This is a genomic window from Arthrobacter sp. BF1 (assembly GCF_056680215.1).
Genome location: NZ_CM155271.1, coordinates 2,441,024 through 2,465,256, shown reverse-complemented (window position 1 = coordinate 2,465,256; position 24,233 = coordinate 2,441,024). Strand labels below are relative to the sequence as shown.

Below are 24,233 nucleotides of genomic sequence, written 5' to 3'. Positions count from 1 at the left end.
AAAACGCCCACGCAGACAAGAACACCCTGGTCCGAAGACCGGGGTGTTCTTGTCTGATTCGACTCATCCATCAAGGATGTTCCGACTCATCCCAGTGGTGCCCCAGGAGGGAATCGAACCCCCGACCGGCGGATTAGAAGGCCGCTGCTCTATCCCCTGAGCTACTGGGGCACGTGGCGCCACGACCAAAAATCCGGCGCATGAGAAAGTTTACATTGCCCCGTGTGCCGCTGTGTCAATGCCGCGTCACGCTTGGCACTTGTCCTCAACACAGCAGTTCACGGCGGGGTTGTCCACATACGGAAGCATGTCTCTCGCGGTCTGGTGCTGTCCGCGCGAAGCTGGTTCTGCCGCTAAGGCACCACCTTCCGAGACAGGACAAGACAATGAGCGATTACATGACGTTCCGGGGCTTCGTCGCCACCGACATCAAGACCTCCACTACCACTACCGGAGTGGGAACTGCGTCGTTCCGCCTCGGGTCAACGGCCCGGCGTTTCGACCGCAATACGAGCACCTGGGTGGACACGTACACCAACTGGTTTACCGTCCAGGGCTACCGCCAGCTGGCCGGGAACATGGGCTGCAGCATCAAAAAGGGCCAGCGCGTGATCGTGGTGGGCCGGCTCAAGCTGCGCACGTGGGAGAAAGATGGCCGCATCCACTTCGCGCACGAAATCGATGCAGAGTCCGTGGGGCACGACCTCATGTGGGGCTCGGCCAACTACATCCGCACAGTCAACAATGGAGCGCAACATACAACCGAGGGAGGCACCGCCGATCCCGATGCTGACAGGGAGCCGGACGAAGGGGAGCCAGTCGACGACGATGCGGCGGCGGTCTTCCTGGAAGATTCTGACGGCAACTACATCCCCGTTGACGCAGAAACGGGCGAACTCGTAGATTCTGCCGTCTGAGATGGAGGCGAAAGTCACCGAGCGGGACGCGTACCAGCGGGATGCCGGCGCTCCGCCGGCACCCCGGCGGTTCCATTGCGGGTCTGGCCGCGTGGCAGAATGGCGGCATGAAGCGCGCGACCGAAATCCGGCAGACAACTCCCGTCACCAGCCGGACGGCGCGTACCCGGCAGCGCACACCAGGCGCGGGCAGGACCCTGGCGTTGCTCACAGTCGGCGGGCTGGCCGCCCTTGCGCTGACGGGCTGCACCGGCGGTTCGCAGCCCTTTACACAGCCGGCTGCCAACCCCTCGGATGCGGCACCCACAGCGTCTGGCACCGGTGCCGCAACTGAGCCAGGCAGCTCAAAGCCCGGCACGGCAGGGGCGTCCGGGGCCGCCACCGCGGAGAACGCCGCCACTGCCGCGATGAAGCAGACGGTGACCGATGTGCTGAGCCGGCTTGCGGCGGGAACCCCCAGACCGGCTACGGCGCAAGTGACGGAAGCCCTCACCGGTGCCGGTGTTGCCCCGGCAGTCCTTGAAGTATCGGCGAGCCGCACGCCCACCGGGCTGGAAGCCGACGCGATTGAGTCCGCTGTCCTGCAGGGCACGGACTGCGTGCTTGGCCACATCCGCGACGGCAGCGTAACAGTCACAGTCCTGCCGGTCCTGGCCAGCGGGAAGTGCTTCGTGGGGGCCGGGACCTAAGGCGCCGAATGTGAGTTATGCCCGCCAACCCACTAGATTTGGAACCATGGCGGAATTTATCTACACAATGACCAAGGCCCGCAAGGCCGTTGGCGAAAAACTCATTCTTGACGACGTAAGCATGTCCTTCTTTCCGGGCGCCAAAATTGGTGTTGTTGGCCCGAACGGCGCCGGTAAGTCCACCATCCTGAAGATCATGGCGGGCCTGGACACCCCGTCCAACGGTGAGGCGCGGCTCAGTCCCGGCTACACCGTGGGCATCCTGTTGCAGGAGCCGCCTCTGAACGAGGAAAAAACCGTCCTGGGCAACGTCCAGGAGGGTGTTGCCGAAATCTACGGCAAGATCCAGCGCTTCAACGAGATCTCCGAGGAAATGGCCAGCCCCGACGCTGACTACGACGTGCTGCTCGAAGAGATGGGTCAGCTGCAGGAAGCCATTGACGCCGCGGACGCCTGGGACCTCGATTCCCAGCTCGAGCAGGCCATGGACGCGCTCCGCTGCCCGCCCGCAGACGCTGACGTGACCCTTCTCTCCGGCGGTGAGCGCCGCCGCGTGGCGCTCTGCAAGCTCCTGCTGCAGAAGCCGGACCTCCTGCTTTTGGATGAACCCACTAACCACTTGGACGCCGAGAGTGTCCTGTGGCTGGAACAGCACCTCTCCAACTACGCCGGCGCAGTCCTGGCCGTCACCCACGACCGGTACTTCCTTGACCACGTCGCGGAGTGGATCGCCGAGGTTGACCGCGGCCACCTCTACCCCTACGAGGGCAACTACTCCACGTACTTGGAGAAGAAGCGTGCGCGCCTGGAGGTCCAAGGCAAGAAGGACGCCAAGCAAGCCAAGCGCCTGACCGAGGAACTCGAATGGGTTCGCTCCAACGCCAAGGGGCGCCAGACCAAGTCCAAGGCCCGTCTGGCCCGCTACGAGGAGATGGCTGCCGAGGCGGACCGCACCCGCAAGCTCGACTTCGAAGAGATCCAGATTCCCCCGGGCCCGCGCCTCGGCGGACTCGTTCTGGAGGCCAAGAACCTCCAGAAGGGCTTCGACGACCGCACCCTGATCGACGGCCTGTCCTTCACCCTCCCGCGAAACGGCATCGTCGGGGTCATCGGCCCCAACGGTGTCGGCAAATCCACCCTGTTCAAGACCATCGTCGGCCTGGAACCGCTCGACGGCGGCGAACTGAAGATCGGCGATTCGGTCAAGATCTCCTACGCGGACCAGAGCCGTGGCGGCATCGACCCGAACAAGACGCTGTGGGAAGTCGTTTCCGATGGCCTGGACTACATCCAGGTTGGCCAGGTTGAAATGCCGTCCCGTGCCTACGTTGCCGCTTTCGGCTTCAAGGGCCCTGACCAGCAGAAGAAGGCAGGTGTGCTGTCCGGTGGTGAGCGGAACCGCCTCAACCTGGCGCTGACCCTCAAACAGGGCGGAAACCTGCTGCTCCTCGACGAACCCACCAACGACCTCGACGTGGAAACGCTCAGCAGCCTCGAGAACGCGCTGCTGGAATTCCCCGGCTGTGCCGTGGTGGTGTCGCACGACCGCTGGTTCCTGGACCGGGTGGCCACGCACATCCTGGCCTACGAAGGCGACGAGGAAAACCCCTCCAAGTGGTACTGGTTTGAAGGCAACTTCGAATCCTACGAGGAGAACAAGGTGGAACGGCTCGGTCCTGATGCGGCCAAGCCGCACCGTGTGACGCACCGCCGCCTGACCCGCGACTGATCCGCCCGCGACTGATTCAGGCTAACGAAAGGCCGGCGCCCTGACGGGCGCCGGCCTTGCTGCTGCCTGCGGGAAGTCAGTCCCGAACAGCTTTGCGGATCTGGTGCTGCAGGAGTTTGGACTGCACTGCACCCACCACCTTGTCCTTCAGATCCGTGGGCACGCGGATCATGCCCTCCTGCGCCACGGAGGCGACGTGCTGCCCGGCCTGGTTGAAGATCTTTCCCGTGGCGAGGCCCCGCGCGCCTTGGGCGCTGGGGGATTCCTGGACGTAGAGCAACCACTCGTCCACGCGGGCGGGCCGGTGCCACCACATGGCGTGGTCCAGGCTGGCGACGCTCATGCCCGGGGTTATCCAGCTGAGGCCGTGGCGGCGCAGGATGGATTCGAGCAACGTGTAGTCGCTCGCGTAGGCCAGCGCGGCCCGGTGCAGGTTCGCATCGTCCGGCATGGGGCCGAAGGTCTTCATCCAGACGGCGTTCCGGGGTTCCTGCTTCCCCTTGGCGGAAACATAGAGGGGCGGGTCCACGTGCCGGATATCGAAGGGCCGTTCATAGGCCCAGTGCTGTGCGATGGGATGGTCGAATTTGCCGAGCAGTTCAGCTGTGCTGGGGAGCGACTCCGGATCAGGGATGCCCGCCGGCATCTGTGACTCGTGGTCCGGGCCTTCGTCCAGGTCCTGGAACGACGCGATCATCGACAGGATGGGCACGCCTTCCTGGTAAGCGTGGACGCGCCGCGCCGAAAACGACCGGCCGTCGCGCAGCCGCTGGACCCCGAAAGTGATGGGCTTGTTGGCGTCGCCGGGCCGCAGGAAGTAGCCATGCATGGAGTGGACAATGCGGTCCGGGTCCACGGTACGCATGGAAGCAATCAGTGACTGCGCCAGCACCTGGCCGCCGAACACCCGCTCACGGGGCTGCGGTTGCGACGACGGGCCCAGGAAGATGTCTTCGTCCGTCCTCGCCCCTTCCAACTCACCCAGGTCGAGGAGCTGGATGAGTGTGGACGTAGGGTCGCCGCTGGGCGGCGCCAGCAGTCCGGTTTCGGCTTCAGTCATGGTTCGACTCTAGACGCAGCCCCCGGCACCGCTCAACCAAGGCGCAGCCGGTAGTGTTCATGGTGTGTCTGATCTACTCACCCAGTCCTTGCGGTTCGCTGATCCGCGTGATCTCGCCGATCTCCGCACCTTCGCCACCCGAGCCAAAACAATCGACGACGGCGCCATCCGCCTCCAGGCCTCCGGTTCCGTTTTGGCGGCGTACGTGTGTGTCCTGCGGCCGCGGCTGCTGGGCGAAAGCACGCCCACCATTTTGGGCCTGCGGACGATCGGGCTGGCGGAGCCTTCCACCGTTGACGCCACCGTTGCGTTGTCAGCGGTCCTCGACCGCCTGGCCAGGGCAGGGGAGGACGACGTCGAGCTGCCGGTTCCGCCGTCCACCGTCACCGAATCCTGGACGGGAGTCGGCGCACCGCGGACGGGCTGGGAAGGGGTCGCACCCCTGAAGGATTCCGAACTCCGCCGCGCGGCTGAAGCCGGCATCACCGAGGTGGCAGGAATTGTTCCGGCTCAGCCCGGGGCGCTGATCGTTAACAACGCGCGTGCCGCGGTGTGGGGCCGCGCCCTGGACGACTCCGGCCTCCCGGCAGGAGCTGCCTTCGCGGCCCTCACGCTGGGGTTCCTCGCTGACGGGGAACAGATGCTTTACCGGGCAGGCCGGTGGTTCCGCCTCAGCGGTCCGCGCGGGCACGTCCTGGTGCGTACAGGCAGCGGCCTCTAGGCTTCGGAAGGACTGTTCACCATGGACAGGGCAGCACGTTCCATGTAATCCCAGAGTGTTCCCTCGTACAACGGGGGCAACTCCAGGGAGTCCACCGCCGTCCGCATGTGGAACAGCCAACGTTCCTTTGCCTCCGGGGTGACCCGGAACGGCATGTGACGCATACGCAGGCGCGGGTGGCCGCGTTCTTCGCCGTAAGTGGTGGGACCGCCCCAGTACTGTTCCAGGAACATCCGGAAGCGGCGTTTGGCCGGCCCCAGGTCCTCTTCCGGGTACATGGGCCGCAGCAGCGGGTCCGTGGCCACCCCGTCATAAAACACATCTATCAGCCGGACAAAGGTCTCATGGCCGCCCACGGCATCATAGAAGTTGTCGGTGTAGCCGGGCTGGCTGAAGGGATCGTTCTGCATGAGCTGGCGTGGCCGCTGCGGTTCGACGGGAATGGTCATGGCTCTATTCTCCCGCCTTCTGGTCAGTCTTCTTCGTCTCTGTGTTCGTGGGCGGTTCGTGCAGAGCGGCCTCGGTCCCTACAGCCGGAACCTCGACAGGAACGTAGGTTCCCTGCGACCGGTTGCCCACGCGTAGGATTTCACCGTTGCGCAGGTACCAGATGGCGCCGTCCTCGGAGCGCACGCGGGTGATGCGCAGTCCCATGGACTCCACAACACCAACCACCTCGCTGGTTTCGATGACGTCGCCGATTCCGTACTGGTCCTCGATGGTGATGAAGATGCCCGCGAGGAAGTCGCGGATCAGCTGCTGGGCGCCGAAACCGATGGCCACACCCAGGATGCCCACGCTGGTCAGCAGCGGGGCGATGTTGATGTCCAGGTTCTGGAGCACATACATGCTGGTGATGACCGCCACCAACACACCCACGATGCTGTTGAGGAGGGAACCAATGGTCTCTGCCCGCTGGACACGGCGTTCATGGTCCAAAGCCCGGATAGCGGGGGCGACCCACTTGAAGTGTGCCTTCTTGAAGAAGTTACTTCCCGAAGCAACCCGCTTGCTGATCCGGGATATGACGAACGTCGCCACCAGCCAAATTGCTACGCCCACCCCGAGGCTGATCACGATTCCCGTGATGCTGATGCCGTCAGGCTCACTGGCGGCGGACGGAAGGATCGACAGCATGCTGAACATAAAAGGTGAAACTCCTTGGGGTCTCCGGCGGCGGCCGGGGATAACGAAGGCCTGCGCGGGTTTGCCCGGCGCGTAAGGCTCTGTTCTCCTTCAACATTAGCGCCGTAGCGTGGACCCATGCGCATCCTCGTCCTCGGCGGAACAGCCTTTCTCTCCTCAGAAGTCGCCCGGCAGGCAGTGGCCGCAGGGCATCAGGTCACCTGCCTCGCCCGCGGTTCCGCGGCGGAACCACCGACGGGCGCCCACTGGGTGCAGGCGGACCGTTCACTCGGTGCGGACAGCTACACGGAGGCGGCAGGGGAGTGGGATGCCGTCATCGATGTGGCGCGTGATCCTGTGCAGGCCACGGAAGCGCTGGGAGCACTGGCTAACCGCGCGGGCCACTGGACGTTTGTGTCCAGCTGTTCCGTCTACGCAGACCATGCGACCCGGGACGCCGCCGAGGACGCTCCGCTCCTGCAGCCCCTGGCACCGGGCACCAAATCCACCCCCGAAAACTACGGGGAATCCAAGGCAGCCATTGAACAGGAAACCCTCAAGGCCAGCGGAGGCAAGGCTCACCTCTGCCGCGCCGGACTGATCGGTGGTCCCGGGGACGGGACTGACCGCTACGGCTACTGGCCGGGGAGGTTTGCGCGGGACAACCGGCCCGCCGTCGTCCCTGACATCGCCGGCCATGCCACCCAGGTCATTGACGTGCGGGACCTGGCGGGCTGGATCCTCGCCGCGGCGGAGCAGGGAGTGACCGGCCCGTTGAACGCGGTGGGGGACTCCGTGCCGTTCGGCGACTACCTTGAGGTGTCGCGAACCGCCGCCGGGTACGGGGGCGACGTGCTCAGCGCAACGGAGGACTGGCTCGTGGACCACGGCATCGACTACTGGTCCGGGCCGGATTCTCTCCCGCTATGGCTGCCGCCCGGCCATGACGGGTTCTCTACACGCAGCAATCAGGCTGCCAGGGCCGCCGGCCTGATCACACGGCCCTGGCAGGAGACCCTGGCGGACACACTCGCGGACGAGCGCAGTCAAGGCCTGGAGCGCCACCGGAAGGCAGGCCTCGCACCGGCAACGGAAGCCCGGCTCGCCGAGGAACTTCTCCGAGGCTCTTGAGTCCCGCCCTGGCCATGTAGGTAGCAGCAGGTGTCCTTCTGAGCCCTCAAAACGACAGCTGCTGCTACCCAGTTGGGCTGCCTACCCGGCCGCCGTCACGGGGGAGTGCAGTACCGGGAAGTTCACGCTCCGGGCGATGAAGCAGAGCTGGTTCGCTTCCTGGTGCATTTGCTCTGCGAGAGCCACATGGGCCGGGTCCGCCACCGTGACCTGCGGGGTCAGCGTGACGGTCTCGAACTGACCACTGCCGTCCTGGTTCAGCCGAAGACGTCCCGTAGCCTCGTCCCGGTAATCGGTGACCACCACGCCGTGCTTGACCGCAACGTGCAGGAAGGAAAGCATGTGGCACTGTGCCAGGGCCGCGAGCAGCAGCTGTTCCGGGTTGTACCGGTCACGGTCGCCGTGGAATGTCGGATCCGCCGATCCCTTCAGGACCGGCAGCCCCGGGATCACGATGTCGTGGTCCCGGGAGTAGCCGCGGTAGGACGAGGTCCCGTCCCCCAGGTTGCCGGTCCAACGAACCGTCAACGAATAGTTGTGCTGGCTTAGGCTCATGCCGCCAGCTTACGCATCCCCCGGAAGGACGTCAGCCGCACGTGCCCGCAGGGCCCGGGCCACGCCGTCGCGGTTTTCCAGCATCATCCGCCGCAGCGCGGAACTGTCCGCCGGGAGTCCGGCCAGGAAGGCGTCCGTGCGGTCCACCGTGGCCTGCGTTGTCAGCAGCGCCGGGTAAAGCCCGACGACGACCTTCTGGGCCAGTGCGTGGGTGCGGTTCGCCACGATCCCGGGAACGGCGTCGAAGTACTTTTCCGCGTACGGCTCCAGGAGCGTCCGGTCCAGGACGCGCATAAAGCCAGTGACAGCGGAACCCTGCAGGGCGTTGGAGAGCTCGCCCTTGACCACGATCGACTCCCAGGCAGCCGCCTTGGCCTCCGGGGTGGGGATCGCCGCCGTGGCAAGGGCGGCAGCGTTTTGCCCGCTGGCCGTGTTGTCGCGCTCCAGCTCCGCGTCGATCTCTTCCTGACCCATGCGGCCACCCGCCACCAGTGACGCGAGCAGTTCCCAGCGCAGGTCCTGGTCCACGGCCAGCCCGTCCAGGACTACAGAGCCGTCCAAAAGGCCCGCCACCGTGTCCAGCTGGGCGCCACTGGAAGCCAGCAGGGCAAACGACTTCACAAACTGAAGCTGGGCGTCCGAGCGGCCGGCCGCTGCGCTGGCGAGGTCCCACAGTGTGTCCGCGGCCGCAACGGTGGTGGCTGAGCGGTGCTCCTCGGCAACATAGAAGTTCAGTGTGGTGGCCAGCTGGCGCAGCTGGACCATAATCACGGAGGAATCTGATTCGGCAGCCACATTGGCCAGGACCAGTTCCACGTACCGGCGTGCGGGGGTCTCGCCGTCGCGCGCGGCATCCCAGGCGGAGTTCCAGACCAGGGTGCGGGGAAGGCTGCCGCTGAAGTCCTTCAGGTGGGCCGTGGCCGTGGCCAGCGACTTCTCGTCGAGCCGGACCTTGGCGTAGGCGAGGTCGTCGTCGTTGACCAGGATCAGGTCCGGCTGTGCCAGCCCCACCAGCGCGGGCACCTCCGTGCGCTCGCCGTCGACGTCGAGCTCCTCCCGGTGCACGCGTTCCAGCTTGCCGGCGCTGTCCAGGTTGTAGAACCCGACGGCGAGGCGGTGCGGACGGATGGTGGGCCAGTCCGCGACGGCGGTTTGGACGATGCTGAAGGCGGTGAGGTTGCCGTCGGCGTCCACTTCGAGTTCCGGCGTGAGCGTGTTGACGCCGGCGGTCTCCAGCCAGAGCCGGCCCCACTGGTCAAGGTCGCGGCCGCTGGCCTTTTCCAGCTCCGCCATGAGGTCGCTGAGCTCGGTGTTCTGCCAGGCGTGCTTGGCGAAGTATTCGCGGACGCCGGCCATGAACTGCTCCGGCCCCACCCAGGCCACGAGCTGGCGCAGCACCGAGGCGCCCTTGGCGTACGTGATGCCGTCGAAGTTGACCTCCACGTCCTGCAGATCGTTGATTTCGGCGAAGATCGGGTGGGTGGTGGGAAGCTGGTCCTGGCGGTAGGCCCAGGATTTCTCCACCGAGGCGAACGTGGTCCAGGCACTCGTGAAGGACGTGTTTTCCACCGCGGCAAGGTGCGACATGTATTCGGCGAAGGACTCGTTGAGCCAGAGGTCGTTCCACCAGCGCATGGTCACGAGGTCGCCGAACCACATATGGGCGAGCTCGTGCAGCACCGTGATGGCACGGCGTTCGATCTGCGCGCCGGTGACCTTGCTGCGGAATACATAGCCTTCGAGGATGGTCACGGCACCGGCGTTTTCCATGGCGCCGGCATTGAACTCGGGCACGAACAGCTGGTCGTACTTTTCGAACGGATACGCGACGCCGAACTGGGCCTCAAAGAATTCGAAGCCCTGCCGGGTCAGTTCAAAGATGTTGTCCGCGTCGAGGTACTGCATCAGGGACTTCCGGGCGAAGACGCCCAGCGGGATCACCCGGCCGTCGGAGCTGGCCACTTCGCTGCGGACCGACTGGTACGGGCCGGCGATCAGTGCAGTGACATACGAGGACAGCCGCGGTGTGGGGGCGAACGTCCAGACGGAACGGGCGCCGCCGTCGCCGCCCGGCGTGGTTTGCTCGGGCGCGGGGGTGGGGGAGTTGGAGATGACGTCCCAGTGTGACGGCGCCGTGACGGTGAAGGCGAAGGTGCCCTTGAGGTCCGGCTGTTCGAAGACCGCGAACATGCGCCGGGAATCGGGCACCTCGAACTGGGTGTAGAGGTACACCTCGTTGTCCACCGGGTCAACGAAACGGTGCAGGCCTTCACCGGTGTTCATGTAGGGCGCGTCCGCCACCACGGTGAGTTCGTTGGTGTCTGCGAGGTCCGGCAACTGGATGCGGATGCCGTCGGAGACGCTGGCAGGGTCCAGTGCCCGCCCGTTGAGCGTGATGCTGTGCACAGTGTGGGTGACGGCATCGATGAAGGTGGCGGAGCCGGGCACGGCCGTGAATTTCACCGTGGTGGTGGTCCCGAAGACCTGCCCGCCCCGGGTGAGATCCAAGGTGACCTCGTAGGAGTCAACGTTGATGAGTTCGGCACGCTCGCGGGCTTCGGCGCGAGTCAGGTTCATACCTGGCAAGTGGGGCCTCCAGAAGGGGTCGGTTGCCGGCGGGCGGTGGCCTGCTCCGGCACAAGTGAAGTCATTCTGTCACGGCCCTTGGCCGGAGTAGCGTTAGAGCATGGGAAAGTTCCGGGATTCAGTGGATGCCAGGGCCCTTCGCTTCGCGGTGGGCTTTCCGGTGGTACTTGCCGGGGCTTTTGTGTTCAGCGCCTTTTTCCTGCGTGCCGATCTTCCGAACCCGGTGGCGATCGGCTGGACGGCCGACGGCGGCGCTTACTTTGCGCCGTTCGGCGCCTACGCGTGGGGCGGCGCGGCGCTGATCATCGCCGCCGGCTGGCTGGTGCTGTCCCAGGCGGTGCCCCTGTCCCGGCCCACTGTGATGCGGCGGATTATGATGGGTGCCGGACTGTCCCTGAGCCTGTTCGTCACCGCAGTCCTGGCGGCCGGATTGGTCGGCCAGACCGGCCTCGCCGATGCCCGGGAATCCCACGTGGACGTGATCGTCCTCGCGGTGGGAAGCGGCGCGGCCCTGTCGCTTGGAATCATCATGGGGTTTGTTTTCAAGGCTGACAGCCAGTGGTCGCCCGAGGATGACCAGGCACTGAAGCTTGCCCTCGCCCGTGAGCTGGATCCGGACCTGGCGGGGGACACCTACCGGCTCTGGGTGCACGCCCGGAGTTCCGTGTTTGTCATGATCGCCGTTGCCAGCCTCTTCCCGGCCGCCCTGATCGCCGTGGCACTGCCCTGGCTTGGTGCCCTCGTGGCGGCCGCTGCCGTGGTGGCCGCTGCGTTCCTCTTCGCCCGGGTCAAGGCGGACCGGCGGGGCCTTCGCGTGCTGGTCGCCGGCGTACTGCCGGTCGTGGACGTCCCTGCGGCCGCGATTTCTGCCGCCAGTGCCGCGGACGTCCGCGCAGCCGACTACGGCGGGTGGGGCTACCGGAACCACGGCGGCACCGCAGCGATGCTGGTCAGCAGCGGCCCCGCCGTCGTCGTACGCAAAACTGACGGACACAACGTCGCGGTCAGCGGCGGCAGCCCCGCGAAGGCCGCCCGGCTTGCTGAGGTTCTGACGCGCGTCGCAGCGAGGGCGCAGCGCGGCGGCTCCGGTTCAGGGCCCGCCGGGACCGGATCCTAGTATCCTTGTCGATGTTGATCTGACCCCGGCCCGAAACGAACGGACACTGCTGTGACTTCTTCCCCTGCCTTCCTGCGCGTACACATCGCCACTGACCACGCAGGCATGGAACTCAGCGCCCACCTGGTCAGCCACCTCACTGCCAAGGGCTACGAGGTGGTGGACCACGGTCCCAAGGAGTATGACGCGCAGGATGACTACCCGTCCTTCTGCATCAACGCCGCGCTCGCAGTGGTGGCGGACCAGCAGGCAGGAGTCCACGCACTGGGCATCGTCCTGGGCGGCTCGGGCAACGGCGAACAGATCGCAGCCAACAAGGTGAAGGGCGTCCGCGCCGCACTCGCCTGGAACCACTCCACCGCGAAGCTGGCGCGGGAACACAACGACGCCAACGTGGTGGCTGTCGGCGGCCGCCAGCACACCGTCGATGAAGCCACTGAACTGATCGAAGCCTTCCTCGCCGAGCCCTTCAGCAACGACGAGCGGCACGTCCGCCGGATCGGCAAGATCGCCGCCTATGAGGCCACCGGCGAGGTCATCGAGTAGTGCCGGAGGGGCACTCAGTCCGCCGCCTGGCGCAACAGTTCGGGGACGTTTTTACCGGTGAGACGCTCTACGTCAGCAGTCCGCAGGGCCGGTTCACCGCCGGCGCGGCGCTGCTGGACGGCCAGGTCCTGACGGATTCGCGGGCCCACGGCAAGCACCTCTTCCTGCATTTTGACCACGCTGTGGTGCTGCACGTCCACCTGGGCCTTTACGGCGCCTGGGACTTCGGCGGCGACGCCACCTTCCGGGGCGCGTCCAGCATCGGCGCGCCGCGGAAGATCGGGGAGAGCGAGCTTTTTGCGGACCTGGAGGAGGTTGGTTACGCGGGCCCGCCCGAACCCAAAGGTGCCGTCCGCGTCCGGCTCGTGAGCCGGCACGGCTGGGCGGACCTCCGGGGCGCCACTACCTGTGCCGCCATCACCGAGGCCGAGGCACACGCAGTCCTGGCGCGGCTCGGCCCCGACCCGCTGGGGAACCGTCCCGAAGACAAAACCCGGTTCGTGACGGGCCTGTTGTCCCGTAAGACGCCCATCGCGGCGCTGCTGATGGACCAGAAGGTGATCGCCGGCGTCGGGAACGTCTACCGGGCCGAGGTTCTGTTCCGCCAGCGGCTGGACCCCTGGCTGCCAGGCAACGCCTTATCCGCCGCCGCTGCCGGGCTGTTGTGGGACGATACGGCGTCAGTGATGGCCGACGGCGTCCGGGACGGGCGGATCATCACCACGCCGGCGGCGTATTGGCAGGAAGGCGCCGCGCTCCCTGCGGGGGAAGACGCGCATTACGTCTATAAGCGGGAAGGGCTTCCTTGCAGGGTCTGTGACGGACCGGTGGCCATGACAGAACTGGTTGGCCGCAAGCTTTACTGGTGCCCGGCGTGCCAGCAATAGATGCTCGGCAGCAGCGGAGGAGGCAACAAAAAAGCAGGGCCCCTCGGTGGGGCCCTGCTTGTGTGGAGGGGACGACGGGAATCGAACCCGCGTAATCAGTTTGGAAGACTGAGGCTTTACCATTAAGCTACGTCCCCGGAAAAGCAGATTCACCGGTTTGCCGGGTTACTGCGTTCTTCGGGCTGGCTGTTGAAGCCGGATACAACTAAACCTAATTCATGCCCCACGTGTCAAATGTGCAATCGGGGCCGGTATGACCGTAGACTTGCCTGTGCACTTACGGGGTGTAGCTCAGCTTGGCTAGAGCACCTGCTTTGGGAGCAGGAAGTCGCAGGTTCAAATCCTGTCACCCCGACTCTGCGGCCTCGACCGTCTAGGCGGCCCGGGGAAGAAATGCGTTGCAGATACCCATCCCACAAACCCCAGGAGTACTTAGACCGTGAAGAGCGCTGTCGAGAACCTCACCCCCACGCGGGTCAAGCTCAATGTTGAGGTCCCCTTTGAGGAATTGAAGCCCAGCATCGACGAGGCCTACAAGACTGTTGCTTCGCAGATCCAGGTCCCTGGCTTCCGCAAGGGCAAGGTCCCTTCCAAGCTGATCGACCAGCGCGTCGGCCGCGGCTACGTCCTTGAGACTGCCATCAACGAGGGCCTCAACGGCTGGTACCAGGCTGCAGTTCAGGAATCCGGCATCCGCCCCCTGAGTCGCCCCGAGGTTGAGATCACCGAAGTTCCGGACCCCACCTCCACTGACGGGGAACTGAAGTTCCACGCCGAGGTTGATATCCGCCCCGAGATCGAGCTCCCGGACTACGCCGGCATCAAGGTCGAGGTAGCGGCCGCGGAATCCTCCGACGAAGACGTGGACAAGGCCCTGGACGAGCTGCGTGGCCGCTTCGGCACGCTCAAGTCCGTGGAACGTCCGGCTGCCGATGGCGACTTCCTGACCATCGACATCACCGCCACCATTGACGGCGCGGACGTTGACTCCGCTGCCGGCCTGTCCTACCAGGTAGGCGCAGGCACCATGCTCGAAGGCCTCGACGAAGCCGTGACCGGCCTCAGCGTTGACGAAGATGCCATCTTCGACACCACCCTGGTGGGTGGCGACCACGCCGGCGAGTCCGCCCAGGTCAAGGTTGTGCTGAAGGCCGTCAAGGAGCGCGAGCTCCCCGAGGCCGACGACGATTTCGCCCAGCTGGCTTCTGAGTTCGACACCCTCGCTGAACTCCGTGAAGACCTGGCCAAGCAGGCTGCGGACTCCAAGGTTGTTGAGCAGGGCGTAGAGGCCCGCGACAAGGTACTGGACAAGCTCGTGGAGCTCGTTGAGGTCCCTGTTCCTGACTCTGTGGTTGAAGAGCAGCTCGAAGCCCACTTCAAGGAGGGCAACGGCCACGGTGAAGGCGAGCACGACACCGAGGAACACCGCGAAGAGGTCAAGGCCAACACGGCCCGCGCCTTCCAGAACGAAATCATCCTCGACGCGATCGCCGAAAAGGAAGAAGTCAATGTCAGCCAGAACGAGCTGATCGACTACATCGTCTCCACCGCCAGCCAGTACGGCATGGACCCGAACCAGTTCGCCCAGATCATTGATCAGAGCGGCCAGGTCCCCATGATGGTTTCCGAGGTCCGCCGCCGCAAGGCACTGGCAGTTGTCCTGGGCCAGGCCACTGTCACTGACACCGACGGCAAGGCTGTTGACCTCAGCGACTTCGTCCGCCCCGGCGGCGAGGAAGAAGCTCCCGCTGTTGAGGAGTCCGCTGAGGACGCCAAGGCAGAGACGGAAGCCACTCCCAGCGACGACCCGGCAGCCGTGAAGTTCTAGCACGCCCCCGGCAGCGCAACTGAAGGCAGCCCCTGGACCAGCCGGTCCGGGGGTTGCTTTCGTTAAGGCCGCCGCCTGGGAACGGCATTGCTTCGATGGCTGCACGGGGATCGTGCGCCGTCAGCGAACAGCGCGATTCCGGCGAACAAATCGGTCATCAAACCGGTTAGTGTCCAAGTAGTGAAGTTCAGTGATGTCACCGTCACCAGCGAGAGGTAAGTACACATGTCACAGCACGCAGAGACCCCCCGGATGGCGACTGTCGATCCGGCAGCCCAGGACAACTACATCTACAACCGGCTCCTGAAAGAACGGATCATCTGGCTGGGCTCCGAGGTGCGCGATGACAACGCCAACGCCATCTGCTCGCAGCTGTTGCTCCTTTCCGCGGAGAACCCGGAAAAGGACATCTACCTCTACATCAACTCTCCCGGCGGGTCCGTCACAGCCGGCATGGCCATCTACGACACCATGCAGTTCATCCCCAACGACGTCGTCACCGTCGCCACCGGCCTCGCAGCATCCATGGGCCAGTTCCTGCTGTCCTCGGGCACCAAGGGCAAGCGCTACGCCACGCCCAACGCGCGCGTCCTGATGCACCAGCCGTCCGGCGGCATCGGCGGCACGGCCTCGGACATCAAGATCCAGGCCGAACTGATCCTGCACATGAAAAAGGTCATGGCTGAACTGACCGCGGACCAGACTGGCCAGTCTGTGGAAACCATCCTCAAGGACAACGACCGCGACAAGTGGTTCACAGCCACCGAAGCCCTCGAGTACGGCTTCTTCGACAAGATCGCGGCCCACGCCGGTTCCGTGTCCGGCGGTGGCGGCACCGCCAACGGCACCTCCGGCGAGTCGGCATCCGAGTAGTAACCGGCACTTTCGAACATTCAGATCAGGAGCAACAAAAATGACCTACAACTTCGGATCGACTGCCGGTAACCTTCCGACCAGCCGCTACGTACTTCCCCAGTTCGAAGAGCGCACGCCGTACGGCTTCAAGCGCCAGGACCCGTACACCAAGCTGTTCGAGGACCGCATCATCTTCTTGGGTGTCCAGATTGACGACGCCTCGGCCGACGACGTTATGGCCCAGTTGCTGGTGCTCGAGTCCACCGACCCGGACCGGGACATCACGCTCTACATCAACTCCCCGGGCGGCTCCTTCACCGCCATGACCGCGATCTACGACACCATGACGTACATTCGGCCGGAGATCCAGACCGTGTGCCTCGGGCAGGCCGCCAGCGCCGCCGCCGTGATCCTCGCAGCGGGTACCCCGGGCAAGCGCTTGGCGCTACCGAACGCCCGTGTCCTGATCCACCAGCCGGCCCTTTCGGGCGGCCAGGGTGGGCAGGCCTCGGACCTCGAGATCCAGGCCGCGGAAGTTATGCGGATGCGGGCCTGGCTTGAGGACACGCTGGCCCACCACTCGGGCCGTACGCCTGAGCAGGTCAACAACGACATTGAGCGTGACAAGATCCTGACGGCTGCCGAGGCCCTTGATTACGGGCTCATCGACCAGGTGCTTGATTCCCGCAAGATGAAGCCGCAGGCAATCACCAGATAGCCAGGCTCTCCAGCGGCCGGTGCGGTCCAGTATTTGGGCCGCACCGGCCTTCGCTTTCCACCCTTGCGGGCAATTGTGACCTAGAGTGGAAGGTGTCACGGCCGGTCCTCCCAGGCCCGCCACGATTCCAGCAACGGTGCACAGCTGCCTGGCAGCAAGATTCTAAAGGGGTTCACATATGGCTCGGATTGGCGAGAGCACGGATCTGCTGAAGTGTTCTTTCTGCGGAAAGAGCCAGAAGCAGGTGCGCAAGCTCATTGCCGGGCCCGGTGTATATATCTGCGACGAATGCATTGAACTCTGCAACGAGATCATTGAAGAAGAGCTCGCGGAAGTCGCCGATCTGGGAAGCTTCGAACTGCCCAAGCCCCGCGAAATCTTCGACTTCCTGCAGGAATACGTGATTGGCCAGGAACCTGCAAAGCGTTCCCTCGCCGTTGCCGTCTACAACCACTACAAGCGGATCCAGGCTGGCCACGCACCGAAGAGCGGCAGCCTCGCTGACGGCGGCCACCACGACGACGTCGAAATCGCCAAGTCCAACATCCTCCTGATCGGCCCCACAGGCTGCGGCAAAACCTACCTCGCCCAGACCCTGGCCCGGCGGCTGAACGTTCCGTTCGCCGTTGCCGATGCCACGGCGCTGACCGAGGCCGGCTACGTGGGTGAGGACGTGGAGAATATCCTGCTCAAGCTCATTCAGGCCGCGGACTATGACGTCAAGAAGGCCGAACAGGGCATCATCTACATTGACGAAATCGATAAGATTTCGCGCAAGAGCGAAAATCCGTCCATCACCCGGGATGTCTCCGGTGAAGGCGTCCAGCAGGCCCTGCTGAAGATCCTTGAAGGAACCGTTGCGTCGGTACCGCCGCAGGGCGGCCGCAAGCACCCCCACCAGGAATTCATCCAGATCGACACCACCAACGTGCTTTTCATCGTGGCAGGCGCGTTCGCCGGGCTCGAGGAGATCATCGGCTCACGCTCCGGGCGTAAGGGTATTGGGTTCGGTGCCCCGCTCAACGATGCCAGCAACAAGGTGGACTCCTACGGCGAGGTTATGCCTGAAGACCTGCTGAAGTTTGGCCTGATCCCGGAATTCATTGGCCGCCTGCCTGTGATCACCACCGTCTCGAGCCTGGACCGGGACGCCCTGATCCAGATCCTGTCCACGCCCAAGAACGCGTTGGTCAAGCAGTACCAGAAGATGTTCCAGATTGACGGCGTGGAGCTGGTCTTCGAAGAGGATGCCCTGAATGCCATCGCCGAGCAGGCCTTGGAACGTGGCACCGGCGCCCGCGGTCTTCGCGCCATCATGGAGGAAGTGCTGCTGCCGGTCATGTTCGACCTGCCCAGCCGGGAGGATGTGGCCAGCGTGGTGATCACCGCCGACGTTGTCCTGAAGAAGGCGGAGCCTACGCTGATCCCGCACGTGACCAAGCGTCGCAAATCCGCCTGACCCATCCCAGACTCACGATTTACAGCATTGACGAACGCAGAGGACTCACGCATGACTGAAACCACCACCAACCACGCCGATTTCTGGTTCGATCCGCTGTGCCCCTTCGCTTGGATCACTTCCCGCTGGATCGGTGAGGTTGAGGCTGTCCGGGAGATCAAGACCGTCTGGCACGTGATGAGCCTGGCCGTCCTGAACGAGGGGCGCGACCTCGACGCCGGCTACCGGGAGCTTATGGATAGGGGCTGGGGCCCGGTGCGCGTCATTATCGCCGCCAAGGAGCAGCACGGTGACCAAGTGGTCAAGCCCCTGTACGACGCCATGGGCACGCTGATCCATGTTGGCGGCGAGAAGGACTTCGGTGTGGTCATCAGCAAAGCCCTTGCCGAGTGCGGCCTTCCGGCCAGCCTGGCGGACGCTGCCACCACGGATGATGTCGATACCCAATTGCGGGCGAGCCATGAAGAAGGTATCTCCCTTGTGGGCCAGGACGTCGGAACGCCGGTTGTGGCCTTCAACGGAACCGCGTTCTTCGGTCCCGTGCTGACCCGCATCCCGCGGGGGGAGCAGGCCGGCCAGCTGTGGGATGCCTCGGTCACGCTGGCGTCCTTCCCGCACTTCTTCGAAATCAAGCGCAGCCGCAGCGAGAGCCCTGAATTCAACTGATACGCCCCTCGCCCGGCAGCAAAGAGCCCCTGAAGAATTACTCTCTTGTAGTTCTTCAGGGGCTCTTGCGCTTGCCGAGCCACGGGACCAGAATGGTTCTTACCCACTTCGAAAGAAGTGAGACGCAGGAACCAAAGATTCAGTGATATATATCCGACGCAGCCTTCGGCAAAGTCAGATATAAGCTACCAGTGACGAGGTAGGACGACCTGAAAATCCTAGGATCCGGCCAGACCATCAAGACGTCACCAGATGGCCGCAAAGTCGAAGCCCCACCAACGGCAAAACGCTGATGGGGCTTCCCCTTTGCCCGAAAACAGGCTGATGCTGCTCGGCGCGAGCCTTATAGGCCCCGGCCGAGGTCAGGCGGTCGGCTGCTCCTCGGGGGCTGCCAGGACCACGTCACTGACCATGAGTTCTCCGTCGCCTGCCACCAGGGTCAGTTCGCGGGCGTTCGAGGCCGCCTTCAAGTCGCCCAGCCCGGCCTTCAGCTGAGTGGTCAGGGACTCCGACGCCGTAATGGTGGCGGAGAGGACCTCGGTGCGCTGCTTGACCTTGGCCTCGGACTTCGCCTTGCGCACACCGCTGAGCGCAGTGCCTACAGTAGCCAGCAGGGTGGTGTCGCCGTCCACCTCAACGGCAGCGGGCCATTCTGCACGGTGTACTGAGCCGGTGCGCCACCAGCCCCAGACCTCTTCGGTAGCGAACGGCAGGAACGGGGCGAACAGGCGCAGCATCGTGTCCAGGCTTGTAGCCAGGGCGGCCAGGACAGATGCCTGCTCGGCCTCGCCGGCAGCACCGTAGGCGCGGTCCTTGATGAGCTCCACATAGTCATCAGTGAACTGCCAGAAGAAGCTCTCGGTGATCTGCAGGGCACGGGCGTAGTCGTAGTTATCGAACGCCTTGGTGGATTGCTGCACCACGGCGGCCAGTTGTGCCAGCACGGCGCGGTCCAGGGGATTGGTGAGAACGGAAAGGTCCGTGGAGACCACGGAGTTCTCGGTAGCCCCCAGGTTCAGCACGAACTTGGACGCGTTCAGCAGCTTGATGGCCAACCGTCGGCCGATCTTCATCTGCGCGATCTCGTAGGCCGTGTCCGCGCCGAGCTTGGCCGAGGCGGCCCAATAGCGGACGGCATCCGAGCCGTATTCTTCGAGCACGTCCGTGGGAACGATCACGTTGCCCTTGGACTTGGACATCTTCTTCCGGTCCGGGTCGAGGATCCAGCCGGAGATGGCGGCGTGCTTCCACGGCGCAATGTCCTGCAGGGCATCGGCGCGGACAGCCGTGGAGAACAGCCAGGTCCTGATGATGTCGTGGGCCTGCGGGCGCACGTCAAACGGGTAAACCTTGGCGAAGAGAGCCTCGTCGGTGCTCCAGCCGCCCACGATCTGCGGGGTCAGCGAGGAGGTGGCCCAGGTGTCCAGGACGTCGGCGTCGCCGGTGAAGCCGCCCGGCACGTCGCGCTGGGCTTCCTCATAGCCGGGGGCCACATCCGCGGCGGGATCCACCGGGAGCTGCCCGTCTGCCGGCAGGACCGGGGCGTCGTAGTTCGGGTTGCCGTCGGCGTCGAGCGGGTACCAGACCGGCACGGGTACACCGAAGAAGCGCTGGCGGGATACAAGCCAGTCGCCATTCAGTCCGGAGATCCAGTTCTCGTAGCGTGAACGCATGAACGCCGGGTGGAACTCGATCTCCTTGCCACGGCCGATCAGCCGTTCGCGCCGCTCTTCGTCACGGCCGCCGTTGCGGATGTACCACTGGCGCGAGGTGACCACCTCAAGGGGCTTGTCGCCCTTCTCGAAGAAGTTGACCGGGTGCATGATTTTCTTGGGCTCGCCGTCAATGAGTTCCGCCGCGGTCAGCTGCTCGACCACTGCTTCCTTGGCGCTGAAGACCGTCTTGCCGGCGATCGACTCGAATGCTGCCCGGCCTTCCGCTGTGGTGATCCAGTCCGGCGTCTCGCCGATGATGCGGCCGTCGCGGCCCACAATCGCCCGGGTGGGCAGATGCAGTTCGCGCCACCAGGTCACGTCGGTGAGGTCACCGAAGGTGCAGACCATGGCGATGCCGGAGCCCTTGTCCGCCTTGGCGAGGTGGTGAGCCTTCACCTCCACTTCGACGCCGAACAGGGGAGAAATGACCTTCTTGCCGAACAGCGGCTGGTACCGTTCGTCGTCGGGGTTTGCCACGAGGGCGGCGCAGGCGGCCAGGAGCTCGGGGCGGGTGGTCTCGACGTAGATCTTTTCGCCGTCTTCGGTGAAGAACGGATAGCGGTAGTACGCGCCGGCAACTTCGCGGTCCTCGAGCTCGGCCTGGGCCACTGCGGTGCGGAAGGTCACGTCCCACAGGGTGGGAGCTTCGGCCATGTAGGCGTCGCCCGCGGTCAGGTTGGCCAGGAACGCGCGCTGGGAGATGGCACGGGACTTATCGTCGATGGTGCGGTAGGTCAGGTCCCAGTCAACGGAGAGGCCGAGGGTCTGGAAAAGGTTCTCAAACACCTTTTCGTCCTCGACGGCGAGCTCCTCGCACAGCTCAATGAAATTGCGGCGTGAGATGACGTCGAAGTCGCGCTGGTTCTTGGCGGCCTCGGCGGGCGGCCGGTAGTCGGCGTCGTAGTGGATGGCCGGATCGCAGCGGACACCGTAGTAGTTCTGGACGCGGCGCTCGGTGGGCAGGCCGTTGTCGTCCCAGCCCATCGGGTAGAACACATTCTTGCCGGTCATACGCTGGTAGCGCGCCAGGACGTCGGTCTGGGTATAGGAGAACATGTGCCCAACGTGCAGGGACCCCGACGCGGTGGGTGGGGGAGTATCGATCGAGTAGACCTGCTCCCGGGTGGTGTCCGGGTTGAACTTGTAGGTCCCTTCGGAAAGCCAACGCTGCGTAAGGGCAGCTTCGAGCCCCTCAAGGGCGGGCTTATCCGGAACGTTGATAGGGGCGGTGGAGGGCGTGTCTGTACCCTGAGTGTCTTCAGCCATTTGGCAATTGTTTCATGTTCTGGACTTCATCCGGCGACATCACGCGGGGCACGGCTGCGGCCGGGGCCGTTAGGGTGGTGCCATGACTGACGATTCACACACCAGGACAGCACAGAACCCGGCATCCCAGCAGGATGCACGCCACAACCGGGCGGCAGTTGTTACCGGCGCCAGCACCGGCATCGGCGAGGCCACGGTTCGCGCCTTGACGGCGGAAGGCTGGAAGGTCTTCGCGGTGGCGCGCCGCGCCGACCGGCTGGCTGCGCTGGAAGCCGAGACCGGCGCCGTCGGGATTCCCGCCGACATCACCGAGGACGACGACGTCGCGCGTCTGCTTGCCCGTGTCACCGAAGCAGGGGGCGTGGGAACGCTGATCAACATCGCCGGCGGAGCGAAGGGCGCTGATCTTGTGGGCGCCGCCAACACGGAGGACTGGGAATGGATGTACCGGGTCAACGTCCTGGGCACCCTGAAGCTCACGCGGGCGTTCCTGCCCATGCTGCGAGCCAACGGTGAGGGAACGGTGCTGAACCTCACTTCCACCGCGGGCCTGGTGGCCTACGAGGGCGGCGCCGGCTATAACGCGGCCAAGTTCGCCCAGCACGCCCTGACCGGTGCGCTCCGGCTGGAGGAAGCCGAGAACAACCTTCGCGTCATCGAGGTGGCGCCAGGCCTGGTTCAGACCGAGGAGTTCGCCCTCAACCGGCTTGGCGACGCGCAGGCGGCATCGAAGGTCTACCAGGGGGTGGAGAAGCCCCTCACGGCAGAGGATGTGGCCGACGTCGTCCGCTACGCCGTCAGCGCGCCGCACCACGTCAACCTGGACCAGATCGTCATCCGGCCGGTAGCCCAGGCAGCCGCCCATAAGCTCATCCGCAAAGGCTGATTGCGAGGGGGCGTGATCAGCCCGCGGGGATGGTGAGGACGGCCAGTACGGCTGTGTGGTCTGTGCCCGGCACGAGCTGGACTGGGTACACGGTGCTGCCCATCCGGGCTGTCGTGACCACATGACCGATGGTGATTCCCGGCAGCGGAGGGCCCTCCATCGGCCAGGTGGGGATCAGCAGGGATCCCGAGGCAACGCCCACATCAACAAGCGCTTGGCCGTCCGGCCTGCGCAGCAGCGAACAGCTGGAGTACACGGCACTGCCGGCGCCGTCATCCGTAGGGTCGGTGATCCGGCGGGACCGGAGTTGGTCCAGGCCTTCACCAGCTGGACGGCCAGGACCGGCCATTCGACCGGGACCGCCGGTAGAGGTGCTACCCCGGGAGCACCAGCTCCGCAATCACGCCAGCATGGTCGGTGCCGGGAACTGCGATGGTAGCAAAGCTTCGGATCCCGATGTCGGCCGTGACCAGGACATGGTCCAGGGTAACGAAAGGCGGGATCCGTGAGCCGGCCGGCCACGTGGGCGCCATACCCTTCCCCGCGGCCTGCGCGGCATCCGTTAACCCGGTCGCCAGCAGGTCCCGGAACTCGCGGTGGTCGTAGCTGGCGTTGAAATCGCCCAGCAGGATAGCCGGAGCGGAGACGTGCGCGTCCTGCCGGGCCTCGCCCAACTGACGCAACTCCTGGCGCCAGTTGGGTATCTGGCCGGGACGGGGTGAGTCGATGTGAATAGCGGTCAGGTGGATGCCCCCGGCCGCGCCCGGAATCGTCACAACCCCCCGGCTCTGGTAGAAAGCGGTGTCCGGCATACGCCCGGAGTCCTGCAACGGGAACCGGGAAAAGATCGCACTGCCCACCCCGGCCCAATCGACGTCCACGGCACGGTACGGAAAGACTGCTGCGATTCCGGCCCCCTCCAGGGCTTCCAGGCCGAGGGGGCGCAGTTCGGGGAGCGCCAGAATGTCGACCTTCCGGGTCCGGGCCTCTTTCAGGAGAACCGTGGGGTCAACTCCCTTGGATCCAACGTTGAGGGCCATAACGGTTACCGCGCGTCCCGGGGCTGGGGCAGGGGCACCAGCTGTTCCTGCGGCCTGGGGCGCCGTTCCCGTTGCGTCACCGGGCATAAGGCGGGGAGCGACCATATGCAGCTGAACCAGCAGGAGGGCCGTAACCACAGCGGCGAGGACTGTCTGGCTGGGCCGGGCACCCAACCAAACGGCCAGCACGGCGGCCGCGAGCGCCGCCGTCGTAAGCACAAGGGTGGCTGGAAACAAGGACAGCAGCTGGATCCACGGCGTGCCCATGTCCGCCTGGATCAGGCGCAGGACTGTCAGTGCGGCGCCGGGCAGGCAGAGGATGGCCGCGACGGCCCAGCAGAACCAGGCGCTGACGCGCCGGAAACGTCTCCTTTGCCCGCGTGCACCGGCCTTCTGCATACCGTCCATTATTGGGCGGCAGCGGGCGTCTTCCTGCGAGCCGGGCTCCCTAATCGTCTCCCTAATCTCGGCGCCCGCCGGGGAATGGCGGTGAACTGCCGGGCGATAGTACACTCAAAGGTGGCTACGACCCGGCTATCACCGGCGAGCTTCCGGAAGAACGCACGTCCGCCAGGCAACTGGCAGCGGTGTTAATAGAACCGGACGGGTAAGCCCGTCACAGCAGTAATGAGCGGCCGGCACAACAAAGGCTCCTTCCGGGGAGCTGACGCAGTGCCGGTAAGTGAGGTGGTACCGCGGTAAGTGTGCAGTTTCAGGACTGCATGGGAGCCGTCCTC

General features: G+C 64.9%; 22 protein-coding genes and 3 tRNA genes. 15 read left to right on the top strand and 10 right to left on the bottom strand.

The window, feature by feature from the left end; translation table 11 throughout:
• Positions 1-95: 95 nt before the first annotated feature.
• Positions 96-171 (bottom strand) — tRNA-Arg (locus AC1MCD_RS11570).
• A 215-nt stretch (positions 172-386) separates the two neighbouring features.
• Between AC1MCD_RS11570 and AC1MCD_RS11565 the strand changes: the two genes are divergently transcribed.
• The 3 genes from AC1MCD_RS11565 (at position 387) to ettA (ending at position 3,335) form a co-directional block, all read left to right on the top strand.
• Positions 387-917 (top strand): single-stranded DNA-binding protein, encoded by a 531-nt coding sequence (locus AC1MCD_RS11565; protein WP_498672069.1) that lies wholly within the window; start codon positions 387-389, stop codon positions 915-917.
• 107 nt (positions 918-1,024) lie between these two features.
• Positions 1,025-1,606 (top strand): DUF6993 domain-containing protein, encoded by a 582-nt coding sequence (locus AC1MCD_RS11560; protein ID WP_498672067.1) that lies wholly within the window; start codon positions 1,025-1,027, stop codon positions 1,604-1,606.
• Positions 1,607-1,652: 46 nt separating this feature from the next.
• Positions 1,653-3,335, top strand: a complete 1,683-nt coding sequence (gene ettA / locus AC1MCD_RS11555) for an energy-dependent translational throttle protein EttA (protein WP_498672065.1) — start codon at positions 1,653-1,655, stop codon at positions 3,333-3,335.
• Between the two features lie 76 nt (positions 3,336-3,411).
• On the opposite strand, the gene AC1MCD_RS11550 is transcribed toward ettA, so the two are convergent.
• On the bottom strand, positions 3,412-4,395 hold the full coding sequence (locus AC1MCD_RS11550) for an acyl-CoA thioesterase (protein ID WP_498672064.1): 984 nt from the start codon (positions 4,393-4,395) through the stop codon (positions 3,412-3,414).
• Positions 4,396-4,459: 64 nt separating this feature from the next.
• Here AC1MCD_RS11550 and AC1MCD_RS11545 point away from each other — a divergent pair, with 64 nt between their 5' ends.
• Positions 4,460-5,116 carry a DUF8185 domain-containing protein gene (locus tag AC1MCD_RS11545; protein ID WP_498672061.1) on the top strand — a complete coding sequence of 219 codons (657 nt, stop codon included), beginning with the start codon at positions 4,460-4,462 and terminating at the stop codon, positions 5,114-5,116.
• Here AC1MCD_RS11545 and AC1MCD_RS11540 read toward each other — a convergent pair.
• On the bottom strand, positions 5,113-5,565 hold the full coding sequence (locus tag AC1MCD_RS11540) for a globin (RefSeq protein WP_498672058.1): 453 nt from the start codon (positions 5,563-5,565) through the stop codon (positions 5,113-5,115). The genes AC1MCD_RS11545 and AC1MCD_RS11540 overlap by 4 nt on opposite strands.
• Positions 5,566-5,569: 4 nt before the next feature.
• The gene (locus AC1MCD_RS11535; protein ID WP_498672055.1) at positions 5,570-6,262 is read right to left on the bottom strand and encodes a mechanosensitive ion channel family protein; all 693 of its coding nucleotides are present in this window, start codon (positions 6,260-6,262) and stop codon (positions 5,570-5,572) included.
• A gap of 117 nt (positions 6,263-6,379) precedes the next feature.
• Between AC1MCD_RS11535 and AC1MCD_RS11530 the strand changes: the two genes are divergently transcribed.
• Positions 6,380-7,372, top strand: coding sequence for an NAD-dependent epimerase/dehydratase family protein (locus tag AC1MCD_RS11530; RefSeq protein ID WP_498672053.1), 993 nt, complete (start codon positions 6,380-6,382; stop codon positions 7,370-7,372).
• Between the two features lie 81 nt (positions 7,373-7,453).
• Here the strand turns inward: AC1MCD_RS11530 and AC1MCD_RS11525 are convergent, their stop codons facing one another.
• Together AC1MCD_RS11525 and pepN are read right to left on the bottom strand one after the other, a co-directional pair.
• On the bottom strand, positions 7,454-7,927 hold the full coding sequence (locus tag AC1MCD_RS11525) for an OsmC family protein (protein ID WP_498672051.1): 474 nt from the start codon (positions 7,925-7,927) through the stop codon (positions 7,454-7,456).
• Between the two features lie 9 nt (positions 7,928-7,936).
• On the bottom strand, positions 7,937-10,504 hold the full coding sequence (pepN, locus tag AC1MCD_RS11520; RefSeq protein ID WP_498672049.1) for an aminopeptidase N: 2,568 nt from the start codon (positions 10,502-10,504) through the stop codon (positions 7,937-7,939).
• Positions 10,505-10,613: 109 nt separating this feature from the next.
• Here pepN and AC1MCD_RS11515 point away from each other — a divergent pair, with 109 nt between their 5' ends.
• The 3 genes from AC1MCD_RS11515 to AC1MCD_RS11505 are packed head-to-tail and all read left to right on the top strand — an operon-like array spanning position 10,614 to position 13,063.
• Positions 10,614-11,630 (top strand): hypothetical protein, encoded by a 1,017-nt coding sequence (locus AC1MCD_RS11515; RefSeq protein WP_498672047.1) that lies wholly within the window; start codon positions 10,614-10,616, stop codon positions 11,628-11,630.
• A 51-nt stretch (positions 11,631-11,681) separates the two neighbouring features.
• A complete protein-coding gene (locus AC1MCD_RS11510) occupies positions 11,682-12,176 on the top strand; it encodes a ribose-5-phosphate isomerase (RefSeq protein WP_498672045.1) in 495 nt (164 codons plus the stop codon).
• Positions 12,176-13,063: an Fpg/Nei family DNA glycosylase gene (locus AC1MCD_RS11505; protein WP_498672043.1), complete on the top strand. Its 888-nt coding sequence runs from the start codon at positions 12,176-12,178 to the stop codon at positions 13,061-13,063. Before AC1MCD_RS11510 ends, AC1MCD_RS11505 begins: the two co-directional genes overlap by 1 nt.
• A gap of 63 nt (positions 13,064-13,126) precedes the next feature.
• On the opposite strand, the gene AC1MCD_RS11500 is transcribed toward AC1MCD_RS11505, so the two are convergent.
• Positions 13,127-13,200, bottom strand: a tRNA-Gly gene (locus tag AC1MCD_RS11500).
• Between the two features lie 143 nt (positions 13,201-13,343).
• Between AC1MCD_RS11500 and AC1MCD_RS11495 the strand changes: the two genes are divergently transcribed.
• The 6 genes from AC1MCD_RS11495 (at position 13,344) to AC1MCD_RS11470 (ending at position 18,589) form a co-directional block, all read left to right on the top strand.
• Positions 13,344-13,418 (top strand) — tRNA-Pro (locus tag AC1MCD_RS11495).
• Between the two features lie 84 nt (positions 13,419-13,502).
• On the top strand, positions 13,503-14,891 hold the full coding sequence (gene tig, locus AC1MCD_RS11490) for a trigger factor (RefSeq protein WP_498672042.1): 1,389 nt from the start codon (positions 13,503-13,505) through the stop codon (positions 14,889-14,891).
• 252 nt (positions 14,892-15,143) lie between these two features.
• A complete protein-coding gene (locus tag AC1MCD_RS11485; protein ID WP_498678302.1) occupies positions 15,144-15,764 on the top strand; it encodes an ATP-dependent Clp protease proteolytic subunit in 621 nt (206 codons plus the stop codon).
• Positions 15,765-15,804: 40 nt separating this feature from the next.
• Positions 15,805-16,464 carry an ATP-dependent Clp protease proteolytic subunit gene (locus AC1MCD_RS11480; protein ID WP_056340578.1) on the top strand — a complete coding sequence of 220 codons (660 nt, stop codon included), beginning with the start codon at positions 15,805-15,807 and terminating at the stop codon, positions 16,462-16,464.
• Positions 16,465-16,642: 178 nt separating this feature from the next.
• Positions 16,643-17,923 (top strand): ATP-dependent Clp protease ATP-binding subunit ClpX, encoded by a 1,281-nt coding sequence (gene clpX, locus AC1MCD_RS11475; protein WP_498672039.1) that lies wholly within the window; start codon positions 16,643-16,645, stop codon positions 17,921-17,923.
• 51 nt (positions 17,924-17,974) lie between these two features.
• On the top strand, positions 17,975-18,589 hold the full coding sequence (locus AC1MCD_RS11470) for a mycothiol-dependent nitroreductase Rv2466c family protein (RefSeq protein ID WP_498672037.1): 615 nt from the start codon (positions 17,975-17,977) through the stop codon (positions 18,587-18,589).
• Between the two features lie 362 nt (positions 18,590-18,951).
• Here AC1MCD_RS11470 and valS read toward each other — a convergent pair whose 3' ends face one another.
• Positions 18,952-21,570 carry a valine--tRNA ligase gene (gene valS / locus AC1MCD_RS11465; RefSeq protein WP_498672035.1) on the bottom strand — a complete coding sequence of 873 codons (2,619 nt, stop codon included), beginning with the start codon at positions 21,568-21,570 and terminating at the stop codon, positions 18,952-18,954.
• A gap of 82 nt (positions 21,571-21,652) precedes the next feature.
• On the opposite strand from valS, the gene AC1MCD_RS11460 reads away from it, so the two are divergent.
• Positions 21,653-22,456, top strand: coding sequence for an SDR family oxidoreductase (locus AC1MCD_RS11460; protein ID WP_498672033.1), 804 nt, complete (start codon positions 21,653-21,655; stop codon positions 22,454-22,456).
• Positions 22,457-22,472: 16 nt separating this feature from the next.
• On the opposite strand, the gene AC1MCD_RS11455 is transcribed toward AC1MCD_RS11460, so the two are convergent.
• Together AC1MCD_RS11455 and AC1MCD_RS11450 are read right to left on the bottom strand one after the other, a co-directional pair.
• Positions 22,473-22,805, bottom strand: coding sequence for a hypothetical protein (locus AC1MCD_RS11455; protein ID WP_498672030.1), 333 nt, complete (start codon positions 22,803-22,805; stop codon positions 22,473-22,475).
• Between the two features lie 25 nt (positions 22,806-22,830).
• Positions 22,831-23,895 (bottom strand): endonuclease/exonuclease/phosphatase family protein, encoded by a 1,065-nt coding sequence (locus AC1MCD_RS11450; RefSeq protein ID WP_498672029.1) that lies wholly within the window; start codon positions 23,893-23,895, stop codon positions 22,831-22,833.
• Between the last annotated feature and the right edge of the window lie 338 nt (positions 23,896-24,233).

What these genes read in the sequence shown, in the direction of transcription:
- AC1MCD_RS11565 (WP_498672069.1), top strand. Translation starts at nt 387, where the DNA reads ATGAGCGATTACATGACGTTCCGGGGCTTCGTCGCCACCGACATCAAG.
- AC1MCD_RS11560 (WP_498672067.1), top strand. Translation starts at nt 1,025, where the DNA reads ATGAAGCGCGCGACCGAAATCCGGCAGACAACTCCCGTCACCAGCCGG.
- ettA (WP_498672065.1), top strand. Translation starts at nt 1,653, where the DNA reads ATGGCGGAATTTATCTACACAATGACCAAGGCCCGCAAGGCCGTTGGC.
- AC1MCD_RS11550 (WP_498672064.1), bottom strand. Translation starts at nt 4,395, where the DNA reads ATGACTGAAGCCGAAACCGGACTGCTGGCGCCGCCCAGCGGCGACCCT.
- AC1MCD_RS11540 (WP_498672058.1), bottom strand. Translation starts at nt 5,565, where the DNA reads ATGACCATTCCCGTCGAACCGCAGCGGCCACGCCAGCTCATGCAGAAC.
- AC1MCD_RS11535 (WP_498672055.1), bottom strand. Translation starts at nt 6,262, where the DNA reads ATGTTCAGCATGCTGTCGATCCTTCCGTCCGCCGCCAGTGAGCCTGAC.
- AC1MCD_RS11530 (WP_498672053.1), top strand. Translation starts at nt 6,380, where the DNA reads ATGCGCATCCTCGTCCTCGGCGGAACAGCCTTTCTCTCCTCAGAAGTC.
- AC1MCD_RS11525 (WP_498672051.1), bottom strand. Translation starts at nt 7,927, where the DNA reads ATGAGCCTAAGCCAGCACAACTATTCGTTGACGGTTCGTTGGACCGGC.
- pepN (WP_498672049.1), bottom strand. Translation starts at nt 10,504, where the DNA reads ATGAACCTGACTCGCGCCGAAGCCCGCGAGCGTGCCGAACTCATCAAC.
- AC1MCD_RS11515 (WP_498672047.1), top strand. Translation starts at nt 10,614, where the DNA reads ATGGGAAAGTTCCGGGATTCAGTGGATGCCAGGGCCCTTCGCTTCGCG.
- AC1MCD_RS11485 (WP_498678302.1), top strand. Translation starts at nt 15,144, where the DNA reads ATGGCGACTGTCGATCCGGCAGCCCAGGACAACTACATCTACAACCGG.
- AC1MCD_RS11480 (WP_056340578.1), top strand. Translation starts at nt 15,805, where the DNA reads ATGACCTACAACTTCGGATCGACTGCCGGTAACCTTCCGACCAGCCGC.
- clpX (WP_498672039.1), top strand. Translation starts at nt 16,643, where the DNA reads ATGGCTCGGATTGGCGAGAGCACGGATCTGCTGAAGTGTTCTTTCTGC.
- AC1MCD_RS11470 (WP_498672037.1), top strand. Translation starts at nt 17,975, where the DNA reads ATGACTGAAACCACCACCAACCACGCCGATTTCTGGTTCGATCCGCTG.
- valS (WP_498672035.1), bottom strand. Translation starts at nt 21,570, where the DNA reads ATGGCTGAAGACACTCAGGGTACAGACACGCCCTCCACCGCCCCTATC.
- AC1MCD_RS11460 (WP_498672033.1), top strand. Translation starts at nt 21,653, where the DNA reads ATGACTGACGATTCACACACCAGGACAGCACAGAACCCGGCATCCCAG.
- AC1MCD_RS11455 (WP_498672030.1), bottom strand. Translation starts at nt 22,805, where the DNA reads ATGGCCGGTCCTGGCCGTCCAGCTGGTGAAGGCCTGGACCAACTCCGG.
- AC1MCD_RS11450 (WP_498672029.1), bottom strand. Translation starts at nt 23,895, where the DNA reads ATGCAGAAGGCCGGTGCACGCGGGCAAAGGAGACGTTTCCGGCGCGTC.